The sequence below is a fragment of the Marivirga sp. genome, from assembly GCF_035704835.1.
In the GTDB taxonomy this organism is placed as follows: Bacteria; Bacteroidota; Bacteroidia; order Cytophagales; family Cyclobacteriaceae; genus Marivirga.
The window spans coordinates 68,084-95,005 of record NZ_DASSWQ010000049.1; the positions used below are offsets into that span (position 1 = coordinate 68,084).

The 26,922-nt window shown below is 34.3% G+C and carries 25 protein-coding genes; 8 read left to right on the forward strand and 17 right to left on the reverse strand.

What is annotated here, in order from left to right; all coding sequences use genetic code 11:
- Nucleotides 1-292: 292 nt before the first annotated feature.
- From VFM92_RS07835 to VFM92_RS07850, 4 genes are read right to left on the reverse strand one after another with little or no spacing between them, the layout of a single operon-like run.
- Nucleotides 293-1,360 (reverse strand): S41 family peptidase, encoded by a 1,068-nt coding sequence (locus VFM92_RS07835; RefSeq protein ID WP_325121650.1) that lies wholly within the window; start codon nt 1,358-1,360, stop codon nt 293-295.
- On the reverse strand, nt 1,357-2,106 hold the full coding sequence (locus VFM92_RS07840; protein ID WP_325121651.1) for a hypothetical protein: 750 nt from the start codon (nt 2,104-2,106) through the stop codon (nt 1,357-1,359). The genes VFM92_RS07835 and VFM92_RS07840 overlap by 4 nt, the downstream gene beginning before the upstream one ends.
- A gap of 49 nt (nt 2,107-2,155) precedes the next feature.
- Nucleotides 2,156-3,364, reverse strand: coding sequence for a diaminopimelate decarboxylase (lysA, locus tag VFM92_RS07845; protein WP_325121652.1), 1,209 nt, complete (start codon nt 3,362-3,364; stop codon nt 2,156-2,158).
- Between the two features lie 42 nt (nt 3,365-3,406).
- Entirely contained in the window at nt 3,407-5,437 is a 2,031-nt protein-coding gene (locus VFM92_RS07850; protein ID WP_325121653.1) for a cation:proton antiporter, read from the reverse strand.
- A gap of 212 nt (nt 5,438-5,649) precedes the next feature.
- Here VFM92_RS07850 and VFM92_RS07855 point away from each other — a divergent pair, with 212 nt between their 5' ends.
- The gene (locus tag VFM92_RS07855; RefSeq protein ID WP_325121654.1) at nt 5,650-7,296 is read left to right on the forward strand and encodes an RluA family pseudouridine synthase; all 1,647 of its coding nucleotides are present in this window, start codon (nt 5,650-5,652) and stop codon (nt 7,294-7,296) included.
- 63 nt (nt 7,297-7,359) lie between these two features.
- Here VFM92_RS07855 and VFM92_RS07860 read toward each other — a convergent pair whose 3' ends face one another.
- Complete coding sequence (locus VFM92_RS07860) at nt 7,360-10,878, reverse strand: PKD domain-containing protein (protein WP_325121655.1); 3,519 nt, start codon at nt 10,876-10,878, stop codon at nt 7,360-7,362.
- A 99-nt stretch (nt 10,879-10,977) separates the two neighbouring features.
- Between VFM92_RS07860 and VFM92_RS07865 the strand changes: the two genes are divergently transcribed.
- Nucleotides 10,978-11,439: a DUF6438 domain-containing protein gene (locus VFM92_RS07865; RefSeq protein ID WP_325121656.1), complete on the forward strand. Its 462-nt coding sequence runs from the start codon at nt 10,978-10,980 to the stop codon at nt 11,437-11,439.
- 2 nt (nt 11,440-11,441) lie between these two features.
- On the opposite strand, the gene VFM92_RS07870 is transcribed toward VFM92_RS07865, so the two are convergent.
- Together VFM92_RS07870 and VFM92_RS07875 are read right to left on the reverse strand one after the other, a co-directional pair.
- Complete coding sequence (locus tag VFM92_RS07870; protein WP_325121657.1) at nt 11,442-11,786, reverse strand: hypothetical protein; 345 nt, start codon at nt 11,784-11,786, stop codon at nt 11,442-11,444.
- A 172-nt stretch (nt 11,787-11,958) separates the two neighbouring features.
- Nucleotides 11,959-12,495, reverse strand: coding sequence for a helix-turn-helix transcriptional regulator (locus VFM92_RS07875; RefSeq protein ID WP_325121658.1), 537 nt, complete (start codon nt 12,493-12,495; stop codon nt 11,959-11,961).
- 109 nt (nt 12,496-12,604) lie between these two features.
- Here VFM92_RS07875 and VFM92_RS07880 point away from each other — a divergent pair, with 109 nt between their 5' ends.
- The 4 genes from VFM92_RS07880 (at nt 12,605) to VFM92_RS07895 (ending at nt 14,754) form a co-directional block, all read left to right on the forward strand.
- Complete coding sequence (locus tag VFM92_RS07880) at nt 12,605-12,862, forward strand: YtxH domain-containing protein (protein WP_325121659.1); 258 nt, start codon at nt 12,605-12,607, stop codon at nt 12,860-12,862.
- A gap of 48 nt (nt 12,863-12,910) precedes the next feature.
- Nucleotides 12,911-13,402 carry a Dps family protein gene (locus VFM92_RS07885; RefSeq protein WP_325121660.1) on the forward strand — a complete coding sequence of 164 codons (492 nt, stop codon included), beginning with the start codon at nt 12,911-12,913 and terminating at the stop codon, nt 13,400-13,402.
- A gap of 170 nt (nt 13,403-13,572) precedes the next feature.
- Nucleotides 13,573-14,346: a UDP-2,3-diacylglucosamine diphosphatase gene (locus tag VFM92_RS07890; protein ID WP_325121661.1), complete on the forward strand. Its 774-nt coding sequence runs from the start codon at nt 13,573-13,575 to the stop codon at nt 14,344-14,346.
- A 15-nt stretch (nt 14,347-14,361) separates the two neighbouring features.
- Nucleotides 14,362-14,754 (forward strand): hypothetical protein, encoded by a 393-nt coding sequence (locus tag VFM92_RS07895; protein WP_325121662.1) that lies wholly within the window; start codon nt 14,362-14,364, stop codon nt 14,752-14,754.
- Nucleotides 14,755-14,849: 95 nt separating this feature from the next.
- On the opposite strand, the gene gcvP is transcribed toward VFM92_RS07895, so the two are convergent.
- Nucleotides 14,850-17,762, reverse strand: a complete 2,913-nt coding sequence (gene gcvP / locus VFM92_RS07900; protein ID WP_325121663.1) for an aminomethyl-transferring glycine dehydrogenase — start codon at nt 17,760-17,762, stop codon at nt 14,850-14,852.
- Between the two features lie 137 nt (nt 17,763-17,899).
- Between gcvP and VFM92_RS07905 the strand changes: the two genes are divergently transcribed.
- Both VFM92_RS07905 and VFM92_RS07910 read left to right on the forward strand, forming a co-directional pair.
- Nucleotides 17,900-19,360 carry a M28 family peptidase gene (locus VFM92_RS07905; protein WP_325121664.1) on the forward strand — a complete coding sequence of 487 codons (1,461 nt, stop codon included), beginning with the start codon at nt 17,900-17,902 and terminating at the stop codon, nt 19,358-19,360.
- Between the two features lie 11 nt (nt 19,361-19,371).
- Nucleotides 19,372-19,572: a hypothetical protein gene (locus tag VFM92_RS07910; protein ID WP_325121665.1), complete on the forward strand. Its 201-nt coding sequence runs from the start codon at nt 19,372-19,374 to the stop codon at nt 19,570-19,572.
- Between the two features lie 36 nt (nt 19,573-19,608).
- Here the strand turns inward: VFM92_RS07910 and VFM92_RS07915 are convergent, their stop codons facing one another.
- The 9 genes from VFM92_RS07915 to VFM92_RS07955 form a co-directional block, all read right to left on the reverse strand.
- Nucleotides 19,609-20,109, reverse strand: coding sequence for a hypothetical protein (locus tag VFM92_RS07915; RefSeq protein WP_325121666.1), 501 nt, complete (start codon nt 20,107-20,109; stop codon nt 19,609-19,611).
- A 92-nt stretch (nt 20,110-20,201) separates the two neighbouring features.
- Complete coding sequence (locus VFM92_RS07920; RefSeq protein WP_325121667.1) at nt 20,202-20,717, reverse strand: hypothetical protein; 516 nt, start codon at nt 20,715-20,717, stop codon at nt 20,202-20,204.
- A gap of 179 nt (nt 20,718-20,896) precedes the next feature.
- Nucleotides 20,897-21,316: a hypothetical protein gene (locus VFM92_RS07925; protein WP_325121668.1), complete on the reverse strand. Its 420-nt coding sequence runs from the start codon at nt 21,314-21,316 to the stop codon at nt 20,897-20,899.
- The gene (locus VFM92_RS07930) at nt 21,295-22,098 is read right to left on the reverse strand and encodes an inositol monophosphatase family protein (protein WP_325121669.1); all 804 of its coding nucleotides are present in this window, start codon (nt 22,096-22,098) and stop codon (nt 21,295-21,297) included. Before VFM92_RS07930 ends, VFM92_RS07925 begins: the two co-directional genes overlap by 22 nt.
- A 142-nt stretch (nt 22,099-22,240) precedes the next feature.
- Complete coding sequence (locus VFM92_RS07935; RefSeq protein WP_325121670.1) at nt 22,241-23,407, reverse strand: DUF4105 domain-containing protein; 1,167 nt, start codon at nt 23,405-23,407, stop codon at nt 22,241-22,243.
- A 9-nt stretch (nt 23,408-23,416) separates the two neighbouring features.
- Nucleotides 23,417-24,100, reverse strand: coding sequence for a 16S rRNA (cytidine(1402)-2'-O)-methyltransferase (gene rsmI / locus VFM92_RS07940; RefSeq protein ID WP_325121671.1), 684 nt, complete (start codon nt 24,098-24,100; stop codon nt 23,417-23,419).
- A 20-nt stretch (nt 24,101-24,120) separates the two neighbouring features.
- A complete protein-coding gene (locus VFM92_RS07945) occupies nt 24,121-24,351 on the reverse strand; it encodes a 4a-hydroxytetrahydrobiopterin dehydratase (RefSeq protein ID WP_325121672.1) in 231 nt (76 codons plus the stop codon).
- A gap of 58 nt (nt 24,352-24,409) precedes the next feature.
- Nucleotides 24,410-24,676, reverse strand: a complete 267-nt coding sequence (locus tag VFM92_RS07950; protein ID WP_325121673.1) for a DUF493 domain-containing protein — start codon at nt 24,674-24,676, stop codon at nt 24,410-24,412.
- Between the two features lie 69 nt (nt 24,677-24,745).
- Nucleotides 24,746-26,860 (reverse strand): SurA N-terminal domain-containing protein, encoded by a 2,115-nt coding sequence (locus VFM92_RS07955; RefSeq protein WP_325121674.1) that lies wholly within the window; start codon nt 26,858-26,860, stop codon nt 24,746-24,748.
- Between the last annotated feature and the right edge of the window lie 62 nt (nt 26,861-26,922).

The following is a 26,922-nucleotide window of genomic DNA, read 5'->3' on the forward strand; positions in this document are numbered from 1 at the left end:
GATAAAAAACTCTTTGATAATTTGAATCTTTTTTTTGTTAAAAATAATACAACTTTTGAAGAGTCAATGTAAGTTTTTAAGAAGTGCTAAATTGTTTTGCTAAATCTCATATTACTTAAACAAAACAAGGCTAAGTAAAAATACTTAGGTTAACATTACCTCATTTTTATCTGTATGAATTGAATGTTTACTTTAAGTTAATATAATGCAAATTCAGTATTAAGATTTAGCAACTCGGATTTACTTCCATTATGAAGATTTTGGATTGGGTGGCTATATTAGAAAAGTACAATTATCTATTTTTAATAAATTTAATTGCTTCTTCTATCATTGTATCTTTTCCATTGGCCAAATCTGTGGAATCTAAGTTTACAATTATATCTGGAACAACACCAAATTCAATATTATTACCATTTGCATCTAATGTTTTGGTGGAAGAGAATCGAAAACGCCATCCATTAGGGAGTTCATTATTAATAGGTAAGCCTCCACCTCCTCCAGTTTGGTCACCCATCAAAGTGACGTTAGGTAAGAAACTCATCATACTAGCGAAAAAATTAGCGGAGCTGTAACTTCCTCTATTGATTAGAACTACTATCGGTTGATAGAATTTATTTAGTTCATTCCCTTCAAATTCTATGAATTTCTCTTCTGCTTGGGTAAAATCGTCATGTTCTGGGCCATTTTTATAAAACCAATCTGCAACTTTTGTTTTTTCATCTGCAAAACGATTAGTAATGGTAAATGCATTGCTAATGCTTCCACCTCCATTATTTCTAATATCAATTATTAAACCCGCAACAGGACCTTCCAGGCTATTGATTTGAAAGCTTCCTTTGGGCTCATTAATATTAAATTTTTGTACTAAGTAATCCATTAAAGAAGTGCTAACATTTGCAGAGAAGCTTTCATAATACATGTAACCAACCGAATCAATTATGGTATTGTGAAAAGGGCCTGAAATTTGATAATCTTCACTAGGAACAAGATAGTTTCTTTCTATTAGATCAAAATTAAAGTTGGTTGGATATTCTAAATACCATTCCCAATTACGTGATAAATCAATTCCTGCAGAAATATTGACATGTCCATCTTTTAATATGAACAGCATGTCTGCTAATACATTAAACAATTCAATGCTATTTCTGGCATTAATAGCCTTTGGTCTGAAAACAGTTCTTGCTGAATCCCAATCTATATTTTTATCCGTGAAAAACGAATATTTCTCATCAACTGTCTCCCACAAATGGTCAAAAATGGCTGCATTTGCAGGTTGTGGTTCTTCCTTGATAAAAAGTCTTTCACAGGATGAAAACCCTATGATCGCGATAAGAAATATGATGAATAGTTGTGGTCTCATATTTTAAAGAATGTACTAATCATAATTGAATGCTCGCCTGTTTGCATCGGATTAAGCGCTTGATAGTTTTCGTAGCTCCAGAAATAATCGAGTCTTAAACCATTACCGTTCTTAAGTGGGAAATACAGATAATATTGTGCTGACCATTTAAAATAATTTCCAAAACTTATAATTTCTCCATCTTTAAGATAATCAAAAAACTCAACTTCATCTTTATTTACAGAAGCTGAAAATCTGGTAGAAGCAAATAATGGGCGAGTTGCATAGGTGATTAAAGGAATGCTCGTAAAAAGACCAATTTCAAAATTTCTATTCCATAATTGGAACGGAAGCGCAACCATAATGGCAGGTGCTAAAGAAAAACGGGTTTCAATATGTTGGCTATTATTAGTATAGCCAAGATGTTGCCTTAGAGCCCATTTAGCTGATAAATCTAAGCCTGGTCTTATTTTCCACTTTTGATTTTTTTGGCTTTGTATTTTCCAATAATACTGATAGTGCCCTTCCAGTCGAAAAGTATACATTTCAGCATTACTGATGCTACTCGATGGATTATTGAAGTCGAATTTTGCAATTCCAGTTTTGACATGGTTTTCTTTTTCCTGATAGAATCCCAGAACAGCACTGCCTCCAATTCCATTATAGAGCAAAGGAGAAATTCCTTCATCTATTACATTGACGTAACTGCCACCTATCCCAGTTATAAAATGTGTTTGATTTTCAAACTCACTATTTTCTTGCCCCATTCCGTGGAATGAATAAAGTAAAGCTAAGCTAAAGCAGAAAATATATAGTTTATTCGAATTCAACAATTACTTGGTTTCTTAATAAATCATCTAAAGATTCTCTTTTTCTGATGAGACTATCCTTTCCATCATGAACTAATACTTCTGCTGGTCTATAGCGAGAATTATAATTTGAAGCCATTGAAAAGCCATAAGCTCCTGCATTTTTAATGGCGATAATATCTCCTCTTCTCACTTCTGATAATCTCCTATCAGTTCCGAAAGTATCCGTTTCACAAATATATCCCACTACCGTGTACACTCTTTGAGTATCCGATGGATTGGAAATGTTTTCAATATGGTGGTAAGCATCATACATCATAGGACGCAGTAAATGGTTCATACCAGTATCCAAGCCAACAAAAACGGTTGCTGGTGTAGTTTTAATTACATTTACTTTTGAAAGAAAATAACCCGCTTCTGATACCAGAAATTTCCCAGGCTCGAACCAAAGCTCTAATTCTTTTCCTCTTGACTTACAAAAATCTTTAAATCTCTTGCTTACTTCTTTTCCGAGTTCTTCAATATCTGTAGTAATATCACCTGCTTTATATGCAACTTTAAATCCACTGCCGAAATCAATAAAATCAAGATTGGGGAAATCTTCAGCGGCTTCAAATATAATTTCGGTCCCTCTTAAGAATACTTCTGAATCCAATATATCTGAGCCAGTGTGAATATGTAAGCCCACTACATTGATGTTGTAATTATCAATTACTCTTAACAAATGACGCATTTGCAAAATGGAAATTCCAAATTTTGAATCGATATGACCCGTTGAGATTTTAGAATTCCCTCCTGCCATTATGTGCGGATTTAATCTCACGCATACAGGAACCGTATCATGATAACGATCGCCAAATTGCTCTAAAATAGAAATATTGTCAATGTTAATCATTAATCCTAAATCAACAGCTTCCACTATTTCATCAATGGAAACGCAATTTGGAGTATAGAGAATATCTTTAGCTTCAAATCCAGCTTTTAGTCCTAAATAGGCTTCTTGAATAGACACCACATCCAGACCAGTGCCATGCTTTTTCATCCATTTCAGAATAGAAACATTGCTCAACGCTTTGGTGGCATATTTCAGTTTAAGGTTAATACCTGAAAAGGCATTATTTAATCTGTTAATTTGAGATGCAATTTTATCGGCATCATAAACATACAAAGGGGTGCCGTATTTTTTGGCAAGTGATGTTAAATCTGAATTCTCCACTGAATGATATATATTAAATTAATGATTTTTAAGTTAGGTTAATCAAATGCTGATTTTGTCGTAAAATTGTTCCAAATCTTCCGGTTTACCAAATACAAAAATGGTATCACCTTTTTTAGGAGTCGTTTCTGGACCAATTTGTGTTGTCAGTTCACCATCTCTTTTGATGCCAATCACTGTAACACCGAACTTATGACGAATGTTAGTTTCCGCTATCGGTTTGTCAGTAATTTCGTTATTATCCATTTCTATTTCGTAGCAGGCAGTAGTCAAATTCGGAAATTCCTCCGTTAGCTTTTGCATAGGGTTTCTTTTAATTACACCTCTTAGCATTTCATAATTATCTGCTCTCACATTCCGCACAAATTCTTTTATCTTTTTCTGTGGAATGAAATATTGATTTAGTACACGAGTAAAAATTTCCACTGATGTTTCAAATTCCTCAGGAATCACTTCATCTGCACCCAGTCGTAAATTTTCTTCCGTTTCAGTAATAAATCTTGTTCTCACTATAATATGAATGGTATTACTTATTGTTCTGATTTGAGTCACAATTCGCTTTGTAGCCAGTGGGTCAGAAATAGCAATCACTACCACCTTGGCTTTGTAAACACCTAATCCTTTCAACACCTCTGGCTGAATCGCATCTCCATAATGTATTGGCTCGCCTAAAGCTTTATATGTTTTGATCGTGTCAGGATTCATCTCACAGATTACATAAGGGATACCAGCGCTTTTTGCTGCTTTCGCAACGTTCTGTCCGTTTAATCCAAAGCCTATAATGACGATGTGTTTATCGAGTTCATCTTCTGGGGTTTCGCTCCCATCTTGCGGATTGGCTGGAAATGAGAAGAACATTTTATGAGTTCTGCTGCCTAATTTAGTGGCCAATTTACTAGACGCTAATTTATCTGCAAGTTTTGGAGATATACCCATCATAAATGGCGTAATTCCCATTGTAAATAAGGAAACCGAGAGAAAATATTGATAAGTTAGATCGGAAATTACGCCATAGGTAATTCCTACAGTAGATAAAATAAAAGCAAACTCTCCGACTTGAAAAATGGAAAACCCTATTCTATAGGAGGTTCTTCCAGGATAGCCTAGCATAGCTCCTGCCAATGTCGCGATTAAAGATTTTCCTATTACAGTTGCTACCATCAGTCCGATAATGATCAAAAAGTGGTCGGCTACAAAGAAGATATCCAAAAGCATTCCAATCGATACAAAGAAAAAGGAGGTGAAAAGCTCATGAAAAGGAAGAATATTGCTTGCAGCTTGATGGCTGTATTCCGATTCAGAAACTATTAAACCTGCTAAAAAGGCTCCTAATGCAAGTGAAAGTCCTAGGGCAGCACTTAACCATGCAATGGAAAAGCAAATTAAAACGATTACTAAGATGAATAACTCCTTACTTCTTGTCTTGGCAATTTGATAGAATAACCATGGTACTATATATCTTGCACTCACCAATACAAAAGCTATTAATAATGCAGCTTTCAGTACCATCATTAGGATTTCCATCCAGATATTTTGGGATTCACCAGCCAAAAGTGGGGTAAATAACATCATAGGTACTACTATGATATCTTGGAATATCAGAATTGCCAAAATGGTTTTACCATGAGGGGTGGTAGTCTCTCCTCTGTCTTGAATAATTTTAAGTACGATTGCGGTACTACTTAATGAAAATAAAAATCCTAGGAAAATTGCAGCGCTTAAATCAAAACCGGTGTTTAATGCAATAAGCATCACCAATAATATGGTGCCTACAACTTGAACAATTCCACCAATAAAAACTGCTCTTTTGATCGAAATTAAGCTTTTGATAGAGAATTCAATACCAATAATGAATAGCAATAGGATTACCCCAATTTCTGCAAATACTTTAACTCCTTCAGTAGCATCAATTAGTTGAAAGCCATAAGGACCTGCAATTATCCCCGTTATAAGGAATCCAATAATGGGTGGAACTTTTAATCTGCGGAATAGAAGAATTACAAAAATAGAGAGTCCAAGAATTACAACAATATCACTTAAAATTGGAATATCTACACTGGCAGCTAAAATCATTCGGTTTTAATTTAGTCTCAAAATTAAGCATATATACTAAATTATTGAGGCTATTTTCAAAGCTTTCTGATTAAAAAAATATTTGTATCAGAATCATCATAAAATAAATTGATCGTTTCAAAGCCATTGTTTAAATATGGTGCTAAGATTTTAATTACTTAATTTTGTAGCAATCATATATAATGCTACAGGCATAAATTTCACTTCTTTCTATGCAGGATTCTTCTTTTATAAAGTTTCAATCTGATATTTCAAAATATTCTTTACCCGAGAAATTTACGTTTCCATTTTCATATGAGCCGCATCCATTGACGCAGAAAGCCGCTGAAGAATTACAAAAGCATTTAAAATCTGCAAAAATTGAAAATGAAATCAGTGGTAAAATGTATGGTGTTTTGGTCGTTCAAGATAAATCTGGTCAACTAGGATTTCTTGCTTCTTATTCTGGTCAAGAATACGATGGTGATGTTTCCATCAATTTTGTCCCTCCTATTTATGATAGAATGGCAATGGAAGGTTTTTATAAGAAAGGGGAAGAGGAATTGGTGAATATTAATAATAAGATCAAAAAGCTGGAAGACGATCAAAATTTCAGAAAATTGATGGACGAGCTAAAAAAGCAAAGTAAATCCTCAAATTTGGAATTAAAATCGGAGCAGGAAAAGAAGCAAAAGGCCAAAGCAATCAGAAAAGAAAAGCGCGAAGAAGGAATGATTAATTTGAGTCCAAATGCTTTTGACAGCTTAGATGAGAAACTAAGAAAAGAAAGCATTGAAATCGATTTTAATTATAAAAAGCTTAATAAAGATTGGAAAAAGAAGATTGCTGCTATTCAATCGAAAGTGGCAGTATATGAGTCTCAGATTCAAAACTTAAAAAAGTTAAGGAAAGAGAAATCTAATAAACTACAGAAACAAATATTTAATCAATATCAATTTCTTAATGCGAAAGGAGATAAGAAAAGTGTGGAGGAAGTTTTTCAATCCATAGGATACCCGCCTTCAGGTGCAGGGGATTGTGCTTTACCTAAATTATTGCAATATGCTTTTGTTAATCAATTTAAGCCCTTAGCAATGGGGGAATTTTGGTGGGGAAAAGCCCCTAAGTCAGAATTGAGGAAAGAGGGAAGATTTTATCCAGCCTGTAGTGGAAAGTGTAAACCAATTTTAGGTCATATGTTGAAGGGGCTAAAACTGGAAGACGATCCCTTGATGCAATATACTGCGGATGATAAAGTAATTGAAACCCTTTATGAAGATGAACAAATATCGGTGATCGTTAAACCTGCTGGTTTGTTAAGTATTCCATCAAAAGAAATAAAAGATTCTGTCTTAACAAGGATGAAAAAAAAATACCCACAAGCCTCGGGTCCCTTGTTAGCCCATCGGCTTGATAAATTAACCTCTGGTATTATGTTGATTAGTAAAGATTTAGAAAGCCATAAATTTTTACAACAACAATTTATGGATAAGACCATTCAAAAAAGATACTGCGCAGTTTTGGAAGGAAAGCTGTCTGGAAATGAAGGAGAAGTCAATTTACCACTAGCGGTGGATGAAGATAATCGTCCTATGCAAAAGGTTGATTATGAATCAGGAAGAAAGGCTTTAACGAAATGGAAATTAATCGGCCAAAATGAAAAAAGGAGCATGGTCGTATTTATCCCAGTCACTGGTAGAACGCACCAACTAAGAGTTCATGCTGCTCATCCTCAAGGATTAAATGCACCTATAGTTGGGGATACACTTTACGGCAATAAATCTAAAAGATTAATGCTGCATGCGGAATATATTCAATTCAAGCATCCGAAGAGTGCGGAAATCATGGAATTTGAAAAGAGAGCAAATTTTGGTGTATAAACTGGTATAAAAAAGCCCACAAGATTTTTAAATTCTTGTGGGCATAAATTTATCACTTAGTTGTTACTCAATCACAATTTTCATTTGTGTGCTTTGCTTACCGGTAGAAACTCTTACCAAATAAAGTCCCTTTTCGGTATTGTTTAAACTAATAGCATTTTCTTCTTTTTGAGCATGTTTATTGAAATGCTGAGAAAAAATCTTTCTACCATTTAGGCTATAAATTTCCACATGATATTTACCTATATATTCGTTTTCAAAGGAGATATTCAATTCTTTATTATCCTTCAATGGATTAGGGAAGGCAGTAAAGCTTCTTGTTAATGGGGAATCATTTGAAGTGATAACATTATTAGAATTTGAAAATCCAACACAACTTTCAATTTTTACTGCTACAGAATAAAAGCCCTGTTCTTCCGCTAAATAAGCTCGTTCTGTGGCACCAGGGATAGAATCTCCAGCAAGAAACCATTGATAGCTATCGCCTTCGCTGGCAGTAAGTAAGACCGTAAAATCTTCAGTTCTCTCACCAGCTGAAATAGTTGGGGTATGATTACTACTGATGTTGATGTAGTTTACTTTTTCCTCAATAATTTCTGCACCCGTAAAGTCAACTGCGGTCAGGCTTACGGTATAATTTCCAGCGTTGTTGAATACAACCGAATGTGGGCCAGGACCAGTGGCAGTTCTAGGTGTTGCTCCCTCTCCAAAATCCCAATCCATACTTGATATAGAACCTAAAGATTCATTTTCAAAAACGATTTCTGATCCAGCACAACCCTCAGTAGATTCACTTGTGAAATTTGGGATTGCAGGACCTGGATCAGGACCAGTTAAAACGATATTATCGATAGCCATTCCAGCATCGACTTCTGCTTGATCTGACAAAAATTTAATTCTAAAATTTACAACTCCTAATCCGCCTAAGAAAGATATGTCTGTATGCTTCCTTTCAAATTGATTATTAGTATTTCCACTAAAAATTGGTACTTGGTTGCCAAATATAGATTCAGCATTACTTATTTGATTGTACCACCCAGGTGCTACTTCATTATTTAATTTCAACCAGGTTTCGCCTCCGTCTAATGTATATTCAACTATGAATCCATCCCAGTTATCTTCAAAACTGTAATTGGTTTCAAATGACAATTCGTAGCTACCTACACTTTCAAAATCAAATGCTGGAGTATAAACATATGCTTCAGAATTATCTTGATAGACTTCAGCATTTATACCAGTTACAAAGGCATTGCTACCACTTGCAGTGCCGGCTTTTCCTTCGATAGTACTTTGACCGATTTCAAATCCAGTTCCTGAAATATTCTGAATGACAAAGTTTCGACCTCCATCTTCTAAATCAGCACCATCTTCCAAGTTAAATGATATTTGTCTGGTAGGAATTACAGTAATTAATTCTTCTTTTATGACAGTATTAGTACCATCAGCACTAGTTATGGTTAAGCTAACATCATAAAATCCCCCGTCCTCATATACATGAGTTGGGTTTTGAACAGATGAGGTATTGCCGTCTCCGAAATCCCAAGAAAATGAGTTGGCGCCAGTTGAAATATATTCAAAGCTTACCTCATCACCTGGAAAAACCAAATCACCTGCGGTAGTAATGAAATCTGCAGTTGGGTTGCTTTTTACAATTTGAAAATCATCGATTAAAACACCATCGGCATCATAACCTTGATCTGGAAACGATTCTCTTACAAAAAATACAAATCTAAAATTCACTTTATCATTTCCCGTTAAAAAACTAACGTTGTATTTAGGATTAACTGGTATAAAGGTGGTATCACCATTAATTACCTCAATTGTTTGCTGAATCCAACCCGCATTTTTATCAATTGGAAAAACAGTTGGATCTGATTCTTCAACATTATACCAGTTTTCTCCTCTTTGGTCTTCTAAATCGCCTAATAACTCCCATGTTTGTCCTTCATCCACGCTATATTGAACTTGAAGACCGAACGGACCAAATCTGAAAAGTGCAGATGTATATGCGTTCTCCATTAAAAAACTAAAAGAAAGCTCATGGTTTTTAGTGTTATCAGTAAAATCGAAAGTGGGAGATACTAAGGCACTACTACTTGTTTTGTTTGGGATCCCAACGTTTTCGTTTAGTTTTGTTTTCCAAACATTATTACCTGAAACAGCTTCATTTAATGTATTTGAAGGCTGTCCATATTCCCAAAAATTAGTATCACCCGTTAAGGCATAACTGCTAAAATCATTTTGATTAGATTCAAAATCACCACCATCTGTTAATAGATAAGATACAGGCTTATCGGGTATCGCTAAAATATTAATGTCATAATAATCTGAAGGTGCTTGTGCAGGTGACACATAATTTCTACCTGTCCCATCTTGGACACCCTCAAAATAGTATTGTATTCTTGAAACCACTCCTGGATTAGGGATATTGGCAGAAAAATGTATTCCATCTCCCGAATCTGTCATTTCTATTGACGATGTGGTTTCAAAACCATCTATTGAATAAATTAAAGTGGGTGTGAGTTCATTATAGGTAGTATCACTAGTCACGCTCAAATCAATGGTAAATGGCTCGGTAAAATTCTTAGAGATTTGTTCAGTGTTTTCATGCGTTAAATAAGTATGCACCCATCCCATATCAGCAAATATATCTAAAGAAACGCCTGGGTCATGAATAGCTTCTCCTGCTCCAAACTGTGGAGACATGAGAGAATTAGGATCGCCAGCTGGAAATTTATTCTCATCAAGGTGAGAATAACTAGACCCACCATTCCATTCACTAGGAGCATAAAGTTGTGCAGGTTCTTCTAATGCCGATACCGTAATTGGGCCATTGAAAAATAGATTTCCACTTTTCAAGGCATTTCCAACTTCTACACTTCTATTAGGAATGTCTAAGAAAGCTGATCCATCTCCTAATTCGACAAACTGTGAATATATCGATGGGATGTCACCTGCACTTAAGGACCAGTTTCCTGTGCTGTTAGCATCATCATATCTAACGCCTCCTGTGAATCCTAAACCATGGCCAAGCTCGTGTAAAACAATAGATACAAAATCATACTGATCAGAAGGCGGATTGCCATCTAATCCAAAATAGAAATCAAAGCCACTATTAAAATTAGAGTTGATATCAGCCTCACCTTCATTTATATTTCTGCCCGCCATTTTTTCAGCTAAGGCAATTGGATAAAAGGTGTCTGGAGTAACTGCTCCTGGAAAATTTGCCACATAAGTTCCAGGTCCAGCTGAGCCTAGCACCCCTTGACCTAAGTTGGTGAAATTAGCATTCACGATAATTTCAACTGGAGAGTCTAAGAGAGAAGCCCAAATGTCTACTGCGTATTGGTAAGCTACTTTTGCTTCTTCTGTAAACCCATTATAATTTACCGTAATATTTGCATTGTTAGCTGTTCTTGATGTGGTGCTTTGTTTAAAACCTTTTGGAGGTGGCACAAAGGTGTCATATGAATTATGATCCACAGGACATATAACCGGGTCAACTTCTTTAAAAACTTGGGCACTTAAATTGCTTGCCGTAAGAAACAACACTAATATAGAGAAGAGTAATACTTTTTTCATATTTGTTAGTTTGATATTATGAACTTTAAATTTAATTATTCTATTTTGGAAAAATGTTGTTTTATAATTTTAAATTCAAAATTTCTTACATACAAATACATGCGTTTATTCTATTTAAATAGTATCAGTTTTTTATTATGTTGTTGTATTGCTATGTCTTGCAAAACGAACCAAACCAACTCTGTTCCAGAAGCAGAGGTAATTTTCAGTTTAAAAACTACGTCTTGTATGGGGGAGTGTCCTGTATTCGAAATGGAACTTTATGGTGATAAAACGCTAGTTTTTAATGGAAAGCAACACACTGAAGTATCAGGAGAGCAGCAGAAAACATTGACTGACGAACAATTTGAAGCACTTTTAGGAATTATAGAATCAGCAGATTGGCCAGGATTAGATGATGAGTATAAATCCACTATGTTAGATTTACCTACTCAAAATTTTAAGTATAATCGTAACGGAATTCAGAAAAGTGTTATTAAGTATGGAACAGCTCCAAAATCAATCAATAATATGAGTGATATCATATTGACTTTTGTGGAGGAACAGGTTTTTAATGAGTAAGATTATTCTTCAAGATACTTCTCAGGAAGCTTTTCATTTTCGGTTTCATTGCTCCAGAATACATTCATAATGAACCATCTATCTCTTCCTTTGAGCAATTGGATACTGTTTATACCACGTCTTTCAATGGAACCATCTTCTGTTGTTTTCACGGCATAGGTGCTGAAACAGTGCGCAATATTTCCAAATGATTCAGTAATTCTAAATAACTCCTGTTCATAAAAGGCTGTGCCACCTCTGTTCTTTTTGTACATTTCTACATAATCTTGAGGTGTCCAGTAATTATAGACAACCTCTCCAGATTCAGTTGTTTGTGTAGGGATCAGTTTAGCATCTTTAGAAAACAAAAATTTAAATCTTTCCCAATCTCTCTCCTCGTTTGCGGCTCCAGATATGACTTCTGTTTATGCTGTCATAATAGATTCAATAGATTGAACATCTTTTTGGTAATTCTGCGCAACAGATGAATTATAATTGAGAATGATTAGGCAAGTAATTAAGAAAGAGGTCTTCATTATTTTAGTCATGATTTTTATCAATAATTTTAATTAGGTCAGTGTTACTTTTCAACACAGTGTGTAGAATGTCAAGTAAATTTTCGTAATCAGCAGATAATTTTTTATTGAGGTCTTCAGGATTTTGATTCGAGTTCATTCTCATCTTATGAAATGCTCTGAAACCATCAACCATCTTATGTATATCTTTATTTTGGTTCTTTAACCTTTTAACCTTGTCATCTGAATTTTGACTTCCTTTTAAAGCATTTACGCGATCTTTTAGTCCTTTAATAGGAAATTTTTCTTCAAAAATTTTAAATGGGTTACTTTCTTGAATATTCCTTTTGGAGGAATATTGCAAATCATCATTTACAATTTGATGAATATCTATTCCAAAATAATCAGCAATTTTCACCAAATTTTCAATACTAGGCTGAGCTAATTCTTTTTCATAGGATGCAATATTGCCTCTTTTGAGTCCAACTGCCTCAGCCATTGCCGTTTGACTTAAACCTTTCTCAGTTCTTAAATATTTTATGTTGTCTGATATTTTTGTCATTTGTCAACAATATTAACATTTTATGATTAAAAGTGTCAAAATATGTAACATTTTTTTCTATTCTGGGTTATTACAGTAAAGAAAATTTAGAAACTAAAACATACAAACTATGAATAACGGAGTAAAAATATTGACTGGATTTAGTTTAGGTTTATTAACAGGAGCAGTTGCAGGTTTATTATATGCACCTGAAAAAGGAGATAAAACAAGAAAGAAATTGAAAAAAAATGTTGACAAATCATACAAAGATTCTTTAAAAAAAATTGATGAGTTGAAATCGACATTAAATAAAGAAATAGATAGCGTTTCTACAAAAGGAAAGCAAACTATTGACCAATTAAAAGAATCAGTGAATTACAAAAATTAATGTTTTGCTGATATTTTAATTTTTTAATCAATTAAATAAATTAAGTATATGAGTACTACAACAGATAAAAGATATAGAAAATTAGGTTTTGATAAAGCAGAGACTGAGAAATTAGTAGAAGTGATGAACGCTTTATTGGCTAATTATCACATGCATTATCAAAAGTTAAGAAACTTTCATTGGAATGTTAAAGGAGCAGATTTTTTTGATTTGCACGAGCAGTTTGAGGAAAGATATGACATAGCTAAAGAAAGTATAGATGAAATAGCTGAAAGAATTAGAGTGTTTGGACATACACCACTTAGTAATTTAAGTGATTACATGGAGCATTCTAATATCAAAGAATCTCCTACCGACTTAGCTGCTGAAGCCATGGTACAGGAAATTTTGAAAGATTATCAAATATTGTTGTCTTACTTAACTGATGCCATGAATGCTGCAATTGATATAGGAGATGTTGGAACAGAAGATATGTTGAATACATTTATTCAGGATATGGAAAAACATCACTGGATGCTAAGTTCATTCCTTGGTAAATAATAGATAATAGTAATAGTAAGTAGTAAATTAGTGGAGCTGGATCTAGAAATGGATTCAGCTTTTTTTATATAGAATTTAAATAGTCAATTTGTTTGTTAAAAGATTTCACACAATTGAAAATCAGAAAAATGAACTACCTTTAAGCTGCTTTTTTTAGCTTTGTAGCCAAAATGAAAACACTTGAACTGGACATACCGGAGGGAAAAAAAATATATTTCGCATCTGATTTTCATTTGGGAGCCCCTAATCTACAAGAAAGTCATTTAAGAGAGCAGAGGATAGTAAATTGGATGACTGAAATTCAAACGGATGCTTTCGCTTTATTTTTGGTAGGAGATATTTTTGACTTTTGGCACGAATATAAAAAAGCCATTCCGAAAGGGTTTATTAGGTTTCAAGGAAAATTGGCAGAAATGGCTGATTCAGGATTACCTATATATTTATTTACGGGCAACCATGATATGTGGATGTTTGACTATTTTAAAATAGAATTAGGGGTGGATATTTTCCATAATCCAATCCGGTTAATTGCTAATCAAAAAAAGATTTTAATCGGACATGGAGATGGACTTGGGCCAGGTGACAGACAGTATAAATTTCTTAAAAAAGCATTTGACAATAAGATTTGTCAATGGTTATTTCGACAAATTCATCCAGATTTAGGCATTAGTATTGCTAATAAATGGTCTGCGAGTAGTAGGATTAGTAGCAGTACTGATGAAACCGAAAAATTTTTAGGGGAGGGAGAATGGCTATGGACTTATGCTAAAGAATTGGAGAAAGATACTCATTATGATTTTTATGTGTTCGGACACCGGCATTTGCCACTTGATTTGGAAGTAAATGAAAATTCTCGGTATATAAATTTAGGGGAATGGGTGAATTATAATACTTTTGCATCTTTTAATGGCAAAGATTTTGTATTAGAAAAATTTGAAGAATAACTGCTGCCTTTAAATATGATTAGAATTTTACCAATTTTTTTATTTTTTTGCTTTACATTATCGTCCTCTTATGCTCAAGAAAGCTCTAAAGATAGTGTGAGAGTAGATGGTGTTGAAAAAGACGGAAGGTTTAATTACCCTAAAAAACTATTGGTAAATACAGAATTTGATTTCAAATTAAAGAAAACTGGAACTGGAAAATTTACTATCAGGTTTTATAAAGAAAATGAAAAAGCCATTACAATTAAAATATATGATTTAATCGGTAATCTGATAAAGCAAGAAACCGTCTCAGAATCTGGCTTATTTAATAAAGAATACGATCTAAGTTATTACAATCCTAAATTTTTTATTGTGGAGGCTGGGAGTTCAGAATACAACAAAACTAAATCGGTGATTGTGGAATGATTTACAATAAACCAAAAGTTTCATTCATCAATTTACCTAAAAAGCCTTTCAGATTTTAAATCTGAAAGGCTTTTTACTTTAGTAGGTTGCAAGTATTATGCTAACGCTTCCTCTGGTTTATCTTCATATTCTGAAACTGGAATACAGCTACACATCAAGTTCCTATCACCGTAGGCACTATCAATTCGGCTAACACTTGGCCAGAATTTACTTTGTCGAATAGATTCTAATGGGAAAACTGCTTTTTCTCTTGAGTATGGCAATTCCCATTTTTCAGCTAATGCTACTGACATGGTATGGGGCGCATTTTTCAAAACGTTTTGCTCAGCATCTGCTTTACCATCTGCTATTTCCTGTATTTCTTTTCGAATAGAAATCATAGCGGTACAAAACTTATCCAGTTCATTTTTACTTTCACTCTCAGTAGGCTCAATCATCATAGTGCCCGGTACTGGGAATGAAACAGTTGGAGAGTGATAACCATAATCCATCAATCGTTTGGCTATATCTTCTACTTCAACACCATGGTCTTTGAAAGCTCTGCAATCGATAATCATTTCATGAGCAGCACGACCTTTTTGATTAGTGTATAACACCGGAAAATGACCAGCTAATTTTTCCTTTATATAGTTAGCATTTAAGATAGCTATCTGAGTAGCTCTTTTAAGACCCTGACTGCCCATCATACATATATAGGCATAGCTTATCGCTAAGATGCTTGCGCTTCCCCAAGGGGCTGATGAAACAGCTGAGATGGCTTGGTTACCACCAGTTGGTACTAACGGATTACCCGGTAAGAAATCTTCTAGGTGTTCTGCGACACAAATTGGTCCCATACCTGGTCCGCCTCCACCATGAGGAATACAGAAGGTTTTATGTAAATTCAAGTGGCAAACATCTGCCCCAATATTTGCTGGAGATGTTAATCCTACTTGAGCGTTCATATTAGCTCCATCCATATATACTTGTCCACCATTATCATGAATGATTTGACAAATTTCTTGGATACTTTCCTCAAAAACTCCGTGAGTCGAAGGATAAGTTACCATCAAGGCTGCTAAGTTGTTTTTATATTCTTCCGCTTTAGATTTTAAATCATCCAAATCAATGTTTCCTTGATCATCACATTTAGTTATGATTACTTTCATACCAGCCATTACAGCGCTAGCAGGGTTAGTGCCATGCGCAGATGAAGGTATAATAGCAACATTTCTATGATCATCTCCTCTGCTTTGGTGATAAGCTCTGATTACCATCAAACCTGCATATTCACCTTGAGCTCCTGAGTTTGGTTGCAATGAAGTAGCAGCAAATCCAGTGATTTCAGTTAGCATGTTTTCCAATTTGATGAACATCTCCCTGTATCCTAAAGCTTGTTCTTTAGGAGCGTAAGGATGAATATGAGCTAATTCAGGCCAGGTAATAGGGATCATCTCAGCAGTTGCATTTAATTTCATGGTGCAAGAGCCTAATGAAATCATGGAATGAACCAAGGATAAATCCTTATTTTCCAATCTTTTGATGTAACGCAACATTTCGTGCTCAGCATGAAACTGGTTAAACACGGGATGTTCCATAAATTTACTTTCTCGAATCAGTTGCTTCGGCCAATCTAATTCAAGCTGGTCAACTTTCTCTTCCACAGAATATTTATTGGCATCTTCATCAACCACTAAAGCAAATATTTCAATCAACTCTTTTACATCATGAATACGGGTTGTTTCATTTAAAGCAATAGAAACAGTATGCGTTCCTGTTAAGTTAAGATTGATTTTTCTTTCGTATAATATAGAATGAAGTTTTTCTCTTAATTTTTCTGATTCAAGTTGAACCGTGATGGTATCGAAATATTTTTTATTGCTTACCTCATAACCCAAAACAGTTAAGCCATTTGCTAATAATTTTGTGAGTGAATGAGTTCTTACAGCAATTTTTTTCAATCCTACAGGCCCGTGATAAACACCAAACATTCCTGACATGATGGCTAATAAAACTTGCGCAGTACAGATGTTAGAAGTAGCTTTTTCCTTTTTGATATGTTGCTCTCTTGTTTGGAGCGCCATTCTGTATGCTTTGTTTCCATGTTTATCAACAGAAACACCAATGATTCTACCTGGGATTTGTCTTTTGTAAGCATCCTTAGTTGCAAAATATGCAGCATGAGGTCCACCGTATCCTAAAGGAATACCGAAACGCTGAGATGTACCTACCACACAATCAGCCCCCATTTCACCTGGAGGTGTTAATAAAGTTAAAGCCAATAAATCAGCTCCAACAGTTGAATAGATATTGTATTCAGTTGCTGCTTCAATGATAGGTTTCAAATCATTGATTTCACCTTTAAAATTGATTTGCTGGGCATAAAATCCGAAAATATCCGCATCAGTGACGTCAAATTGCGACAAATCTGCAATTCTAAGCTCAATTCCCATAGGATTAGCTCTTGTTTTTAAGACATCAATGGTTTGTGGAAAAGTATTTTCATCCACAAAAAAGACATTTGCAGATTTCTTCTTACCTTTTCTTAACCCATAAAACATACTCATAGCTTCTGCTGCAGCTGTTCCCTCATCTAACAGAGAAGCATTCGCGATTTCCATTCCTGTCAAATCAATGACCATAGTTTGGAAATTTATTAAAGCTTCCAATCTGCCTTGAGCAATTTCTGCTTGATATGGAGTATAAGCGGTGTACCATCCTGGATTTTCCAAAATATTTCTTTGAATCACTCCAGGTGTATGTGTATTGTAATATCCCAATCCGATGTAAGACCTGAAAATTTGATTTTTCTGAGCGATTTCTTTAAATGACTCTAAAAATTCAAACTCAGTTTGAGCTTCTGGGAGGTTTAATTCCTTCTTCAGCTGAATAGCTTTAGGGATTGTTTCATCAATAAGATGCTCCAAAGAATCGGCTTTAACCGTTTTCAGCATCTCTGATATTTGCTGATTATCCGGTGCATTATGCCTCACATCAAATCTTTCTTGGTACAAAGGGTTTAATTTCATAATATTAGAAAGTATCTTTAATAAATATTTTAGATATTCGCAGACTGTTTCGTGCCACAAAAGTACAATATATTATTTAGGATTTTTGTTCACATAACATTAAAAAATTTAAATTAATTTACCATAAACACTTAATTATGAAGACTTTTTTTTCAACTCTAATCATGAGTTTAATGGCTGTTAGCATTTTATCAGCTCAAGTAATGGAAAAGCAGGCAAGAAAGTTTGCAAAAACCATCACAGATGATGATCTAACCCGTCATTTATCCATATTAGCTTCCGATTCCTTAGAAGGAAGAGAAACTGGAAAAAAAGGCCAGAAAATGGCTGCTGAGTATATTAAAAATCATTTTGAGTCTTTAGGACTTAAAGCGCCAGTTGATGGGTCTTACTTTCAAAAATTTAATTTATATCAAACCTACCGTGGGAACTCAGAATTGGTTGTAGACGGAAAAACAATCAAGAACTTGGACCAAATGGTTTATTGGGCGAATGTGCCCTTTGAAAAAGACGAGATTGAGATTGTTTATGTCAATAAAGCAACAGAAGAAGATTTGAAGGATGTAAACGCTAAAGGTAAGTTTTTGGCTTTTAAAGCAGACGGACAATTTACTCCAATCCTTAAAACCATAGAAGAGATGGGCGCTGAAGGAGCTCTTGTGTTTGCTGAAGATAGTAGCAGAATGAACATGGTATTGCGTTATGGAAGATATTACGCTACACATGGTTCATTATCTAGAAATAAGCCTGCAAAAGAAGGACTTGCAAGTGTTGTGCTTTATAAAGAATTAGCAGAAGATTTTTTTGGGAAACCTTTAGCTGAATTAAAAACTGGGGATACTGCATCTGCTGAGCTTTTTGCCGAAATCAATACTAAAATCATGGAAACAGAAAATGTATTGGGTTATCTAGAAGGCACAGAGAAGAAAGATGAATTGATTGTAATTACTGCGCATTATGATCATGTTGGAATTCAAGATGGAAAAGTTTACAATGGTGCTGATGATGATGGTTCAGGAACCACTGCTGTTTTAGAAATTGCTGAGGCATTTGTAAAAGCAAAAGAGAAAGGGCATGGTCCGAAAAGAAGCATATTATTCATGCCAGTAACAGGTGAAGAAAAAGGATTGTTAGGTTCTGCTCACTATGCGGAAAACCCTGTTTTTCCATTAGAAAATACAGTGGCAAACTTGAATATTGATATGATAGGTAGAGTAGATTCTGCTCATATGGATGATAGAGAGTTTGTTTATTTAATTGGTTCTGATAGGATTTCAACTGAGCTTCATGAAATTAGTGAGGCCATGAACGAAAACTACACGAAATTAGAATTAGATTATACTTATAATGCCGAAGATCATCCAGATAGAATTTATTACCGTTCTGATCATTGGAATTTTGCTAAGAATGGTGTTCCAATCATTTTCTATTTTAACGGCACGCACCCTGATTATCACCAGCATACTGATACTGTGGATAAAATTGAATTTGATTTATTAAAGAAAAGAACGGATTTAGTTTTTTATACTGCCTGGGAAATTGCTAATCGAGAAGATCGTTTGATTATTGATGAAGTAGAAGAGTCGGACGAAGATTAAATAGAACTATTATGAAAAAACTATCAACCTTTTTAATGATTTTAATGATTTCAGCCTGCGGACTGGTTGAAGTTTGTGTGGTTTGTACCGAGGCTAATACTGGCGTAGAACAAGATTATTGTGGTTCTCCTGATGAGGTTCAAGAATTTGAAGATGATCTGGAGAATACTGGTGCTCAATACGGTCAAAACTGGAGCTGTATTGGTTCGTGAAAAATCAAAGAAGATAAGTTGGTTGATTTAATCAGCTTATCTTTTTAATAAGTTCTCCACTTCAATTCCTCTATGAATTGCCATAGCTTGGATGGAATTCTTTAAGTTTATGGAAGTTTCCTTTCTTGTTTGGTATGGATAAAATTGCAAGCCCGTTTTATCCTGAATGCCGATTTTATAATGTCCTAATTCCACTTTTTTTACATCCCCCCAATCAATAAAATCTGATTTTTTGAAAACGCCTGTCTTTATTTTAAGTCCTTTTTCAGAAATGATAAAATGAGGAGCAAATTTTGATGTTGTGGATAGTTCAATATGGGCTCTGATGAAAAAGATGAGCCCTGTAAATAAATACAATCCAGACATTCCAACTCTTTCGGATAAGCTAATTTCGTCTCTTACTAGATACAAGATTGCTGCAACTAAGAATAAGACAGAAAATAGGTAATTTACTCTTATGATAGTTCTTTCAGAAAATTTAATATTTCCTGTTCCTAAATTTATTCTTTGACTTTTCTCTAATTCTTTTCCTTTCATGATTTCTTAGTATTTTGAGTAGCTATTGGAAAAAGTCGGACAATTAGTTTACTCCGCTGTCGAAAAAATGAAATTAATTAATTTAATAAAACTTATTTTAAAAGATTTTCCACTTCTATACCTCGTTTAACAGCTATTGCTTTAATAGATCTTTTAATATCTATTGAAGTATCTTTTCGAGCGGTGTAAGGGTAATAGATTAAATTTTTGGTGTTGTTCAATTTCAATCCGATTTTAAAATTCCCTAATTCTATCTTCTTAATATCATTCCAACTAATGTGTTCCGATTTTTTGAAAACGCTTGTTTTGATTTTTAGAACATTGTCAGAAATAATAAAATGTGGAGCATATTTAGAAGTTTTGGATTGAACAATACCAGCTTTACCCAAATAAAAAATTGCTATTAGGAAGTACGCAAGGGGGTGCAATTTATCCACAAAATTTGAATCTGAATCATTTAACAAATTAGATATAAGAATTAACGTCATTCCTAGAAATAGGAAACCTACAATAAAATTAAAAATTCTAGCATTTTTTTCTGAGATATCAAGCCTACCTGATCCTAAATTTATTCTTTTACCTCTTAGTCCTAATTCTTTTCCTTCCATGATTTCTTAAGTATTTTGAGTAGCTATTGGAAAAAGTCGGACAATTAGTTTACTCCGTTATCGAAAAAATAAAATTATAAATTAACTTATTTTAAAAGATTTTCCACTGTAATACCTCTTTGAACCGCTACAGCTTCAATAGAACTCTTAATTTCTTGCAAAGTGCTCTTTCGGGCTTTTTAAGAGTAATAAATCAAATTTGTGGTGTTGTTTAATTTCAATCCGATTTTAAAATTCCCTAATTCTATTTTCTGAATTTCATTCCAACCAATAAATTGAGATTTATTGAATATTCCAGGTTTGATTTTTATACCTTCTTCGGAAATTAGCATATGAGGGGCAACTTTTGATGTTTCAGTGAACTTTGTTGTTGCTCTAAATAAAAACACAATTCCTGAAACGAAATAAAGTCCACCAATCAAAATGTGTTTTATTAACTCGGTACCTTCCTCTAAATAATCAAAAACCATAAACAGAGAGGAGAGTAAAAATAAACCAGCAATCACATAGCTTAGCCTTTTGCCTGTATTTTCAGGCAAACCTAAATTGCCTTTCCCTAAATTTATTCTTTGGCTTTTTAGTTGAGATTGTTTTTCCATCGGTTCTGGAGTATAGTTAATAGCTCTTTGTAAACATCTGGAGAGCAAGATACTATTTCTCGGCCAAAAATGTAATCGTTATCTCCATTAAATCGACTAACTTTTCCACCTGCCTGTTGGACTATGAAGGCTCCGGCTGCTACATCCCAGGCATTGAGATTGTACTCAAAATAAGCTTCATATCTGCCACAGGCTACATAGGCTAAATCTACCGCTGCGCTCCCAAATCTTCTCAATCCATGGCTGTTTTTCATCAGATGTTTAAGGATTTCAAGGTAATCATCCATCTTTTCGAAGTCATTGTAAGGGAAGCCTGTTGCAATCAAACTTTGCGATAGGTCAATGTTCTTTGAAACAGAGATAAATTTTCCATTTAACTTCGAAGATTCTCCTTTTACGGCCTCAAAACATTCATCTCTATTGATTTCCAGTACTATTCCAGATACAATCTCATCATTTTGCTGTAGGGCAACGCTTATGGAGAATACAGGCAAACCATGAACAAAATTGGTGGTACCATCCAAGGGGTCAATTATCCAATTATATTCGGCTCCTTTTTTATTGGAAGTGCCTTCTTCTGCAATAAATCCTGATTCGGGAAGAATTTCACCTAATCCTAATACCAATCTTTTTTCAGCTTCTTTATCTACATAACTGACCAAATCATTGAATCCTTTATGCTCTACTTGATCGGTATTGAAGTTTTTAGATTCTGCTCTTATAAATTCTCCTACTTCTTTTACTAGTTTTATGGCTTCTTGGTGAATGGAGTTTAACTTCATCTGTTTAAATTTTAATTCAAAACTTTTTTGAGTTACTAATATTCAAATGAAAAGGCAAAAGCTTTTCGGTGCGTAAACACCAGCTTCCCCTTTTGGGGGAAATCAAAAGGGGACTTTCAAGTAATAACTCGGTCTTAGAACGTCATACATTCATTTTCTTAGTTCTGTACAAAAGATTAAAGGATTTAAATGCAAAGTATAAAACTATTGGTAATACTGCAGCGTGCATAGCTTGTGGTAGCGTATAAAAGAAACCTAGAATCATGAATTGAACGATTCCAAAAACGGCATAAAATGCAGTATTCCATTTTTTAGCTGGTTTTCTGAAAAGTATAAAAGCCAATATCACATTCAATGGAAACGCCCATAAAATATTCCAATTGTTGACAGTCACTACATGGTCAGAAAGGAACCATAAAAAGAAAATAAGACAGCCAATCAATCCTGTAATGACAAAAAGAGTTCTGTTGAACCAAACATCACTTAGTTTAGATTTATGATGTCTTACGCTTAAGAATATTCCAAATAGGCACAAAAACCAGGTGACGTACTCCGGTAATATCTGAAAGCCAGCTTCTTCTTTGTTTTTTTCTGCCTGATAAATTATGATTTTATCTTCTACTATGGGCTTATCATTGTAAGTGGCCTCATCAAAATGCATCATCAATAAATCTGGCAAGAACATTTCATTTCTTTTATCTGCCAAATCGTCCGTTGGTTGACCTAAAACTAAATCAATTCCGAAATCCTGCCAAGGTTTATTTTTAAGGTAAATATCCAAAAACTCTCGAAAAGTGTAGCCTTCTGCTTCTTTTTCCCAGACTAATCCTTCTCCCAACACATCTTCCAGTAAATCACGAAAACGTGTGGAACAGTTGTCAAAGAAAAAGTCATATTGATAGAATCTGTTTTCTGGCTGTATATTTTCAATTAGGTAGGCGTAAATTTCATTTTTATGCTCCAAACTTAAATTAAGCTTTTGCTGTATCACTGTTCTTTCCTCTGCTTTAGCTGAATTCACTAAATAGGATATTCTACCTGCAGAAAGCATATAATCTAATTTGCCTCTCACAAACTTCATGTAGAATCCTGGTGTTTCAAAATCAAAGGTACCATAGTTGAAAACGACACTTAAACCAGTGTTTTGGTCTTCAATCCATAATGCGGAATGTCCAAAGCCTGAGTAAAGTTCATTTCCTGGTGCAACAGTAATGAGGCTTATTTCAGCATTCTCGGAAAGTTTTGTATCGAATTGCGCCATACCACTGAACCAAAAAAGGCATAGCAAAATACTTAAGATGATTTTCATAGGTTAAATTTATGATTTAGCATTTAAAACTAATACAATTTCTCCTTTTGGGGCTGTATTTTCAAAATGTGCTATTAGCCCTTTTAATGTATCTGTAATTGTTTCCTCATATAACTTGGTCAGTTCCCTGGAAACAGACGCCATTCTGTCTTCACCCATTGTTTCTGCCAATTGTATCAATGTTTTGAGCAAGCGATGTGGCGATTCGTAAAATATGATGGTGCGATCTTCTTCTTTTAGATTTTCGATCCTGGTTTTTCTTCCTTTTTTGTGGGGTAAAAAACCTTCGAATATGAAGCGATCATTTGGGAAGCCAGATTTAATCAGCGCAGGAATTAAGGCTGTTGCTCCAGGAAGGGATTCTAATTTAATATTATTTTTTAAGGCTTCTCTAGCCAATAAAAAACCCGGATCCGAGATTCCGGGTGTACCGGCATCTGATATCAATGCCATTATTTTTCCAGCTTTCAACTCTTCAATTACGTGTTCAACTTTTTTATGCTCATTATGAATATGAAAGCTTTGCAAAGGTTTCTTGATATCATAATGTTTAAGCAGCTTGCCAGAGGTTCTAGTATCTTCAGCAAGGATTACGTCAACACTATTGAGGATATTAACGGCTCTGTACGTCATATCCTCTAAATTGCCTATTGGGGTGGGCACTAAATAAAGTTGAGTTTCTATTCGCTCCATTCCCAAAATTAAAGATTTTATTAAACTAATTTATCAATTTCTTCAGCTAGCTTTTTATCTTTTTCCGTAATGGTGTTGCCTTTATCGTGAGTGGTTAATTCAAAGCTTACTTTATTATAGACATTTGACCAATTAGGATGATGTCCCATTTTTTCAGCTACAATGGCTACTTTCGCCATGAAACCGAAAGCTTCAGTGAAATCTTTAAATTCTAATGTTCTTTTCAGCGTATTATTTTCTTCTTTCCACATAATGTTTTCCTTTTCTCATTCTAACCGCTCTCAATCTGATTTGTTACGATTGGCTAAATTATAGTGCTATTACACCCTCTACTTTATTTGTTTCAATATATTTCTCAATAATTTGCTCAGAAGAATTTGCTAGCATTTTGATAGTTAAACTCACGTATTTCCCTTTACTGGAAGGTTTTGTGATAATCTCATGGTTTTCAAATATATTTTTGATTTCATCTTGCTTTTCAGTGGCTACTATAAATTTAAACATGTAGAGACTTGGCCATTCTGATACAGCCTCTAATTTTTCTCTGAAAGATTCAATATCCTTTTCCGTACTCATATTCTTAAACTTTTCTTTGCACAAAAAAGGGGGCTTAAAAGCCCCCTAAAATATTAAGTGATTAATATATTAATAGAACTTATATCTTTCATCAACTATATCAGCTTTTTCTTCAATTGCCAATTTAATTCGATTTGAGATTGAATTCCTTCTAGCCTGAGCTAATTGTTCTTTATAGCTATTGTAATCTGCAATTTCAGGTGCAGCAGTTTTATTTAAAACTTTTACTATCACTATACCATTATTTGCCTCTAAAGGTTTTGAAATAGTATTAAGTTCTAGTCCAAATATTGCTCCAATAACCTTTGGTGCTTGCCCAACATTAGGTAATGAATTTGAAGAGAAACTTATTTCATTAGCCGTATAAATATTAGCTTCACTACCATATGCTTCAGCAATTTCAGATAATTCACCTGATAAACTGTTCAATTTATCTTTAATTATTCCAGCTTGCTTTTCTTTTTGTAATTCTCTACTAACGATAGGTCTTACTGCCTCTAAATCGGCATTACCTTTTTCAGTTTTATTAGTCAAAACTGCTACAACGAAATGAGTATTGGTTTCAAAGACATCAGAAACTTGGTTTAGGTCTGCATCTGTAAATGACCACCTTACGATTGGTCTTGCACCATCCCCTAAATTTCCTATAGAGTTTTGATTAGGAGACATTTTACCTGAACTACTTACTCTATATCCTTCTTCTTCTGCGTTAGCAACAAATTCAGAATAGTTACCGCTTGAAGCAGCAAACAAATCTGCTTTTCTATATAAATCGTCTATAGTAGCTTCAGTAGGTGTAATTTCCCGCTGTATAGTTGCTATTTTATAAGTTTTGGCTGTTTTTTCTTCAGTTACTTTAATAATATGGTACCCATATTGCGTTTTGATAACTTCATTTATAACACCAGTACCACTTTTTGCGAAGACAGCTTCATTAAATTCATCAACCATTTGACCTTCTTGAAACCAACCCAAATCCCCACCATTTATAGCAGATGGTCCATCACTAACGTCTTTAGCTAATTCAGTAAAATCTTGTCCATTTTGTGCTTTTCTCAGAACATCTTGCGCTTCTCTTCTAGCAGTAGCATTTGCCGCATCTGTATCATCTTCTGCTTCAATTAAGATATGACTAGCTTTCACAGATGAGATTGTGTCATCATAAATGTTGGAGATTTTGTAAAGTATGTAAGAACCATTTTCGATATACGGTCCAATTACATCTCCTTCATTTAAAATATTTGTATTAGATGCCAAAATATCAGGAAGCTGTGAAATAGGGTAAGTTCTATAAGAACCACTTCTATCTGAATTTAATCTAGCAAAGGCTGAATCATCGTCAATTTTTTCAAATTCTGCTTTTAAATCTTCGATTTCTGAACGAATAAGAGTAGAATCTTCACCAGAAGGCAATAATTCAAATCCTACGTAGCTAATCGTTCTTGAAGCATCTGTTTCATACTCATCAATATGCTCGTTAAAGTAGCTTTTTAATTCAGCATCAGTTGGGGATGACAAGGAATCAGAAATGGTACTATAATTAATATATAAGTACTCTACATTTGCAGTAGAATTTTCATTTTGATAAGCTTCTTCAGCCTCAGCACTAGTTACGTAAATAGTGGATGAAATTAACTCATCATATTTTATTCTAGCTCTGGCGGGAACTAAACTTGATTCAAAAGAAAACCACTGTGCTTGTTGCTGTGGTGAGGCTTGTGCAATATTTCTAATGAAATTTACAACTTGTTCTTTATTGAATTCTCCCGTTTCAGGATTTGTAAAATTTTGTCTTACAATTGGACTAATATTGTTACCTTGAACCATATCAACCAATTCCGCATTGGTTACTTCAAGTCCTAATTCATCATATTGCTTCTGAAAAGCTTTTTCGATAATTAAATAATCCCATGCTTGGTCACGGATAGAATTCATTTCTCTATCAGATGGTGTTCTTCCATTTCCAGCTCGGAAGTTATTTTTGAATTCTTCAACCGTACGCTGATATTCAGTTATATTGATGGTTTCCCCAGCAATTTCACCTACCTCATTTGACTGTCCGCCACCCAAAAGCTTTGAATCAGGCCCAAGCAAATCAGTTAGCAAGAAAGCTAAGATTGACAATCCTATAAGGGCGATTAAAACCGACCCCATTTTTACTCTTAATGTATTAAATACTCCCATGTTTGTTTATTTCAAAGATTCGCAAAATAATAGTATAAATGATTAATATCAAAGGGATTCCA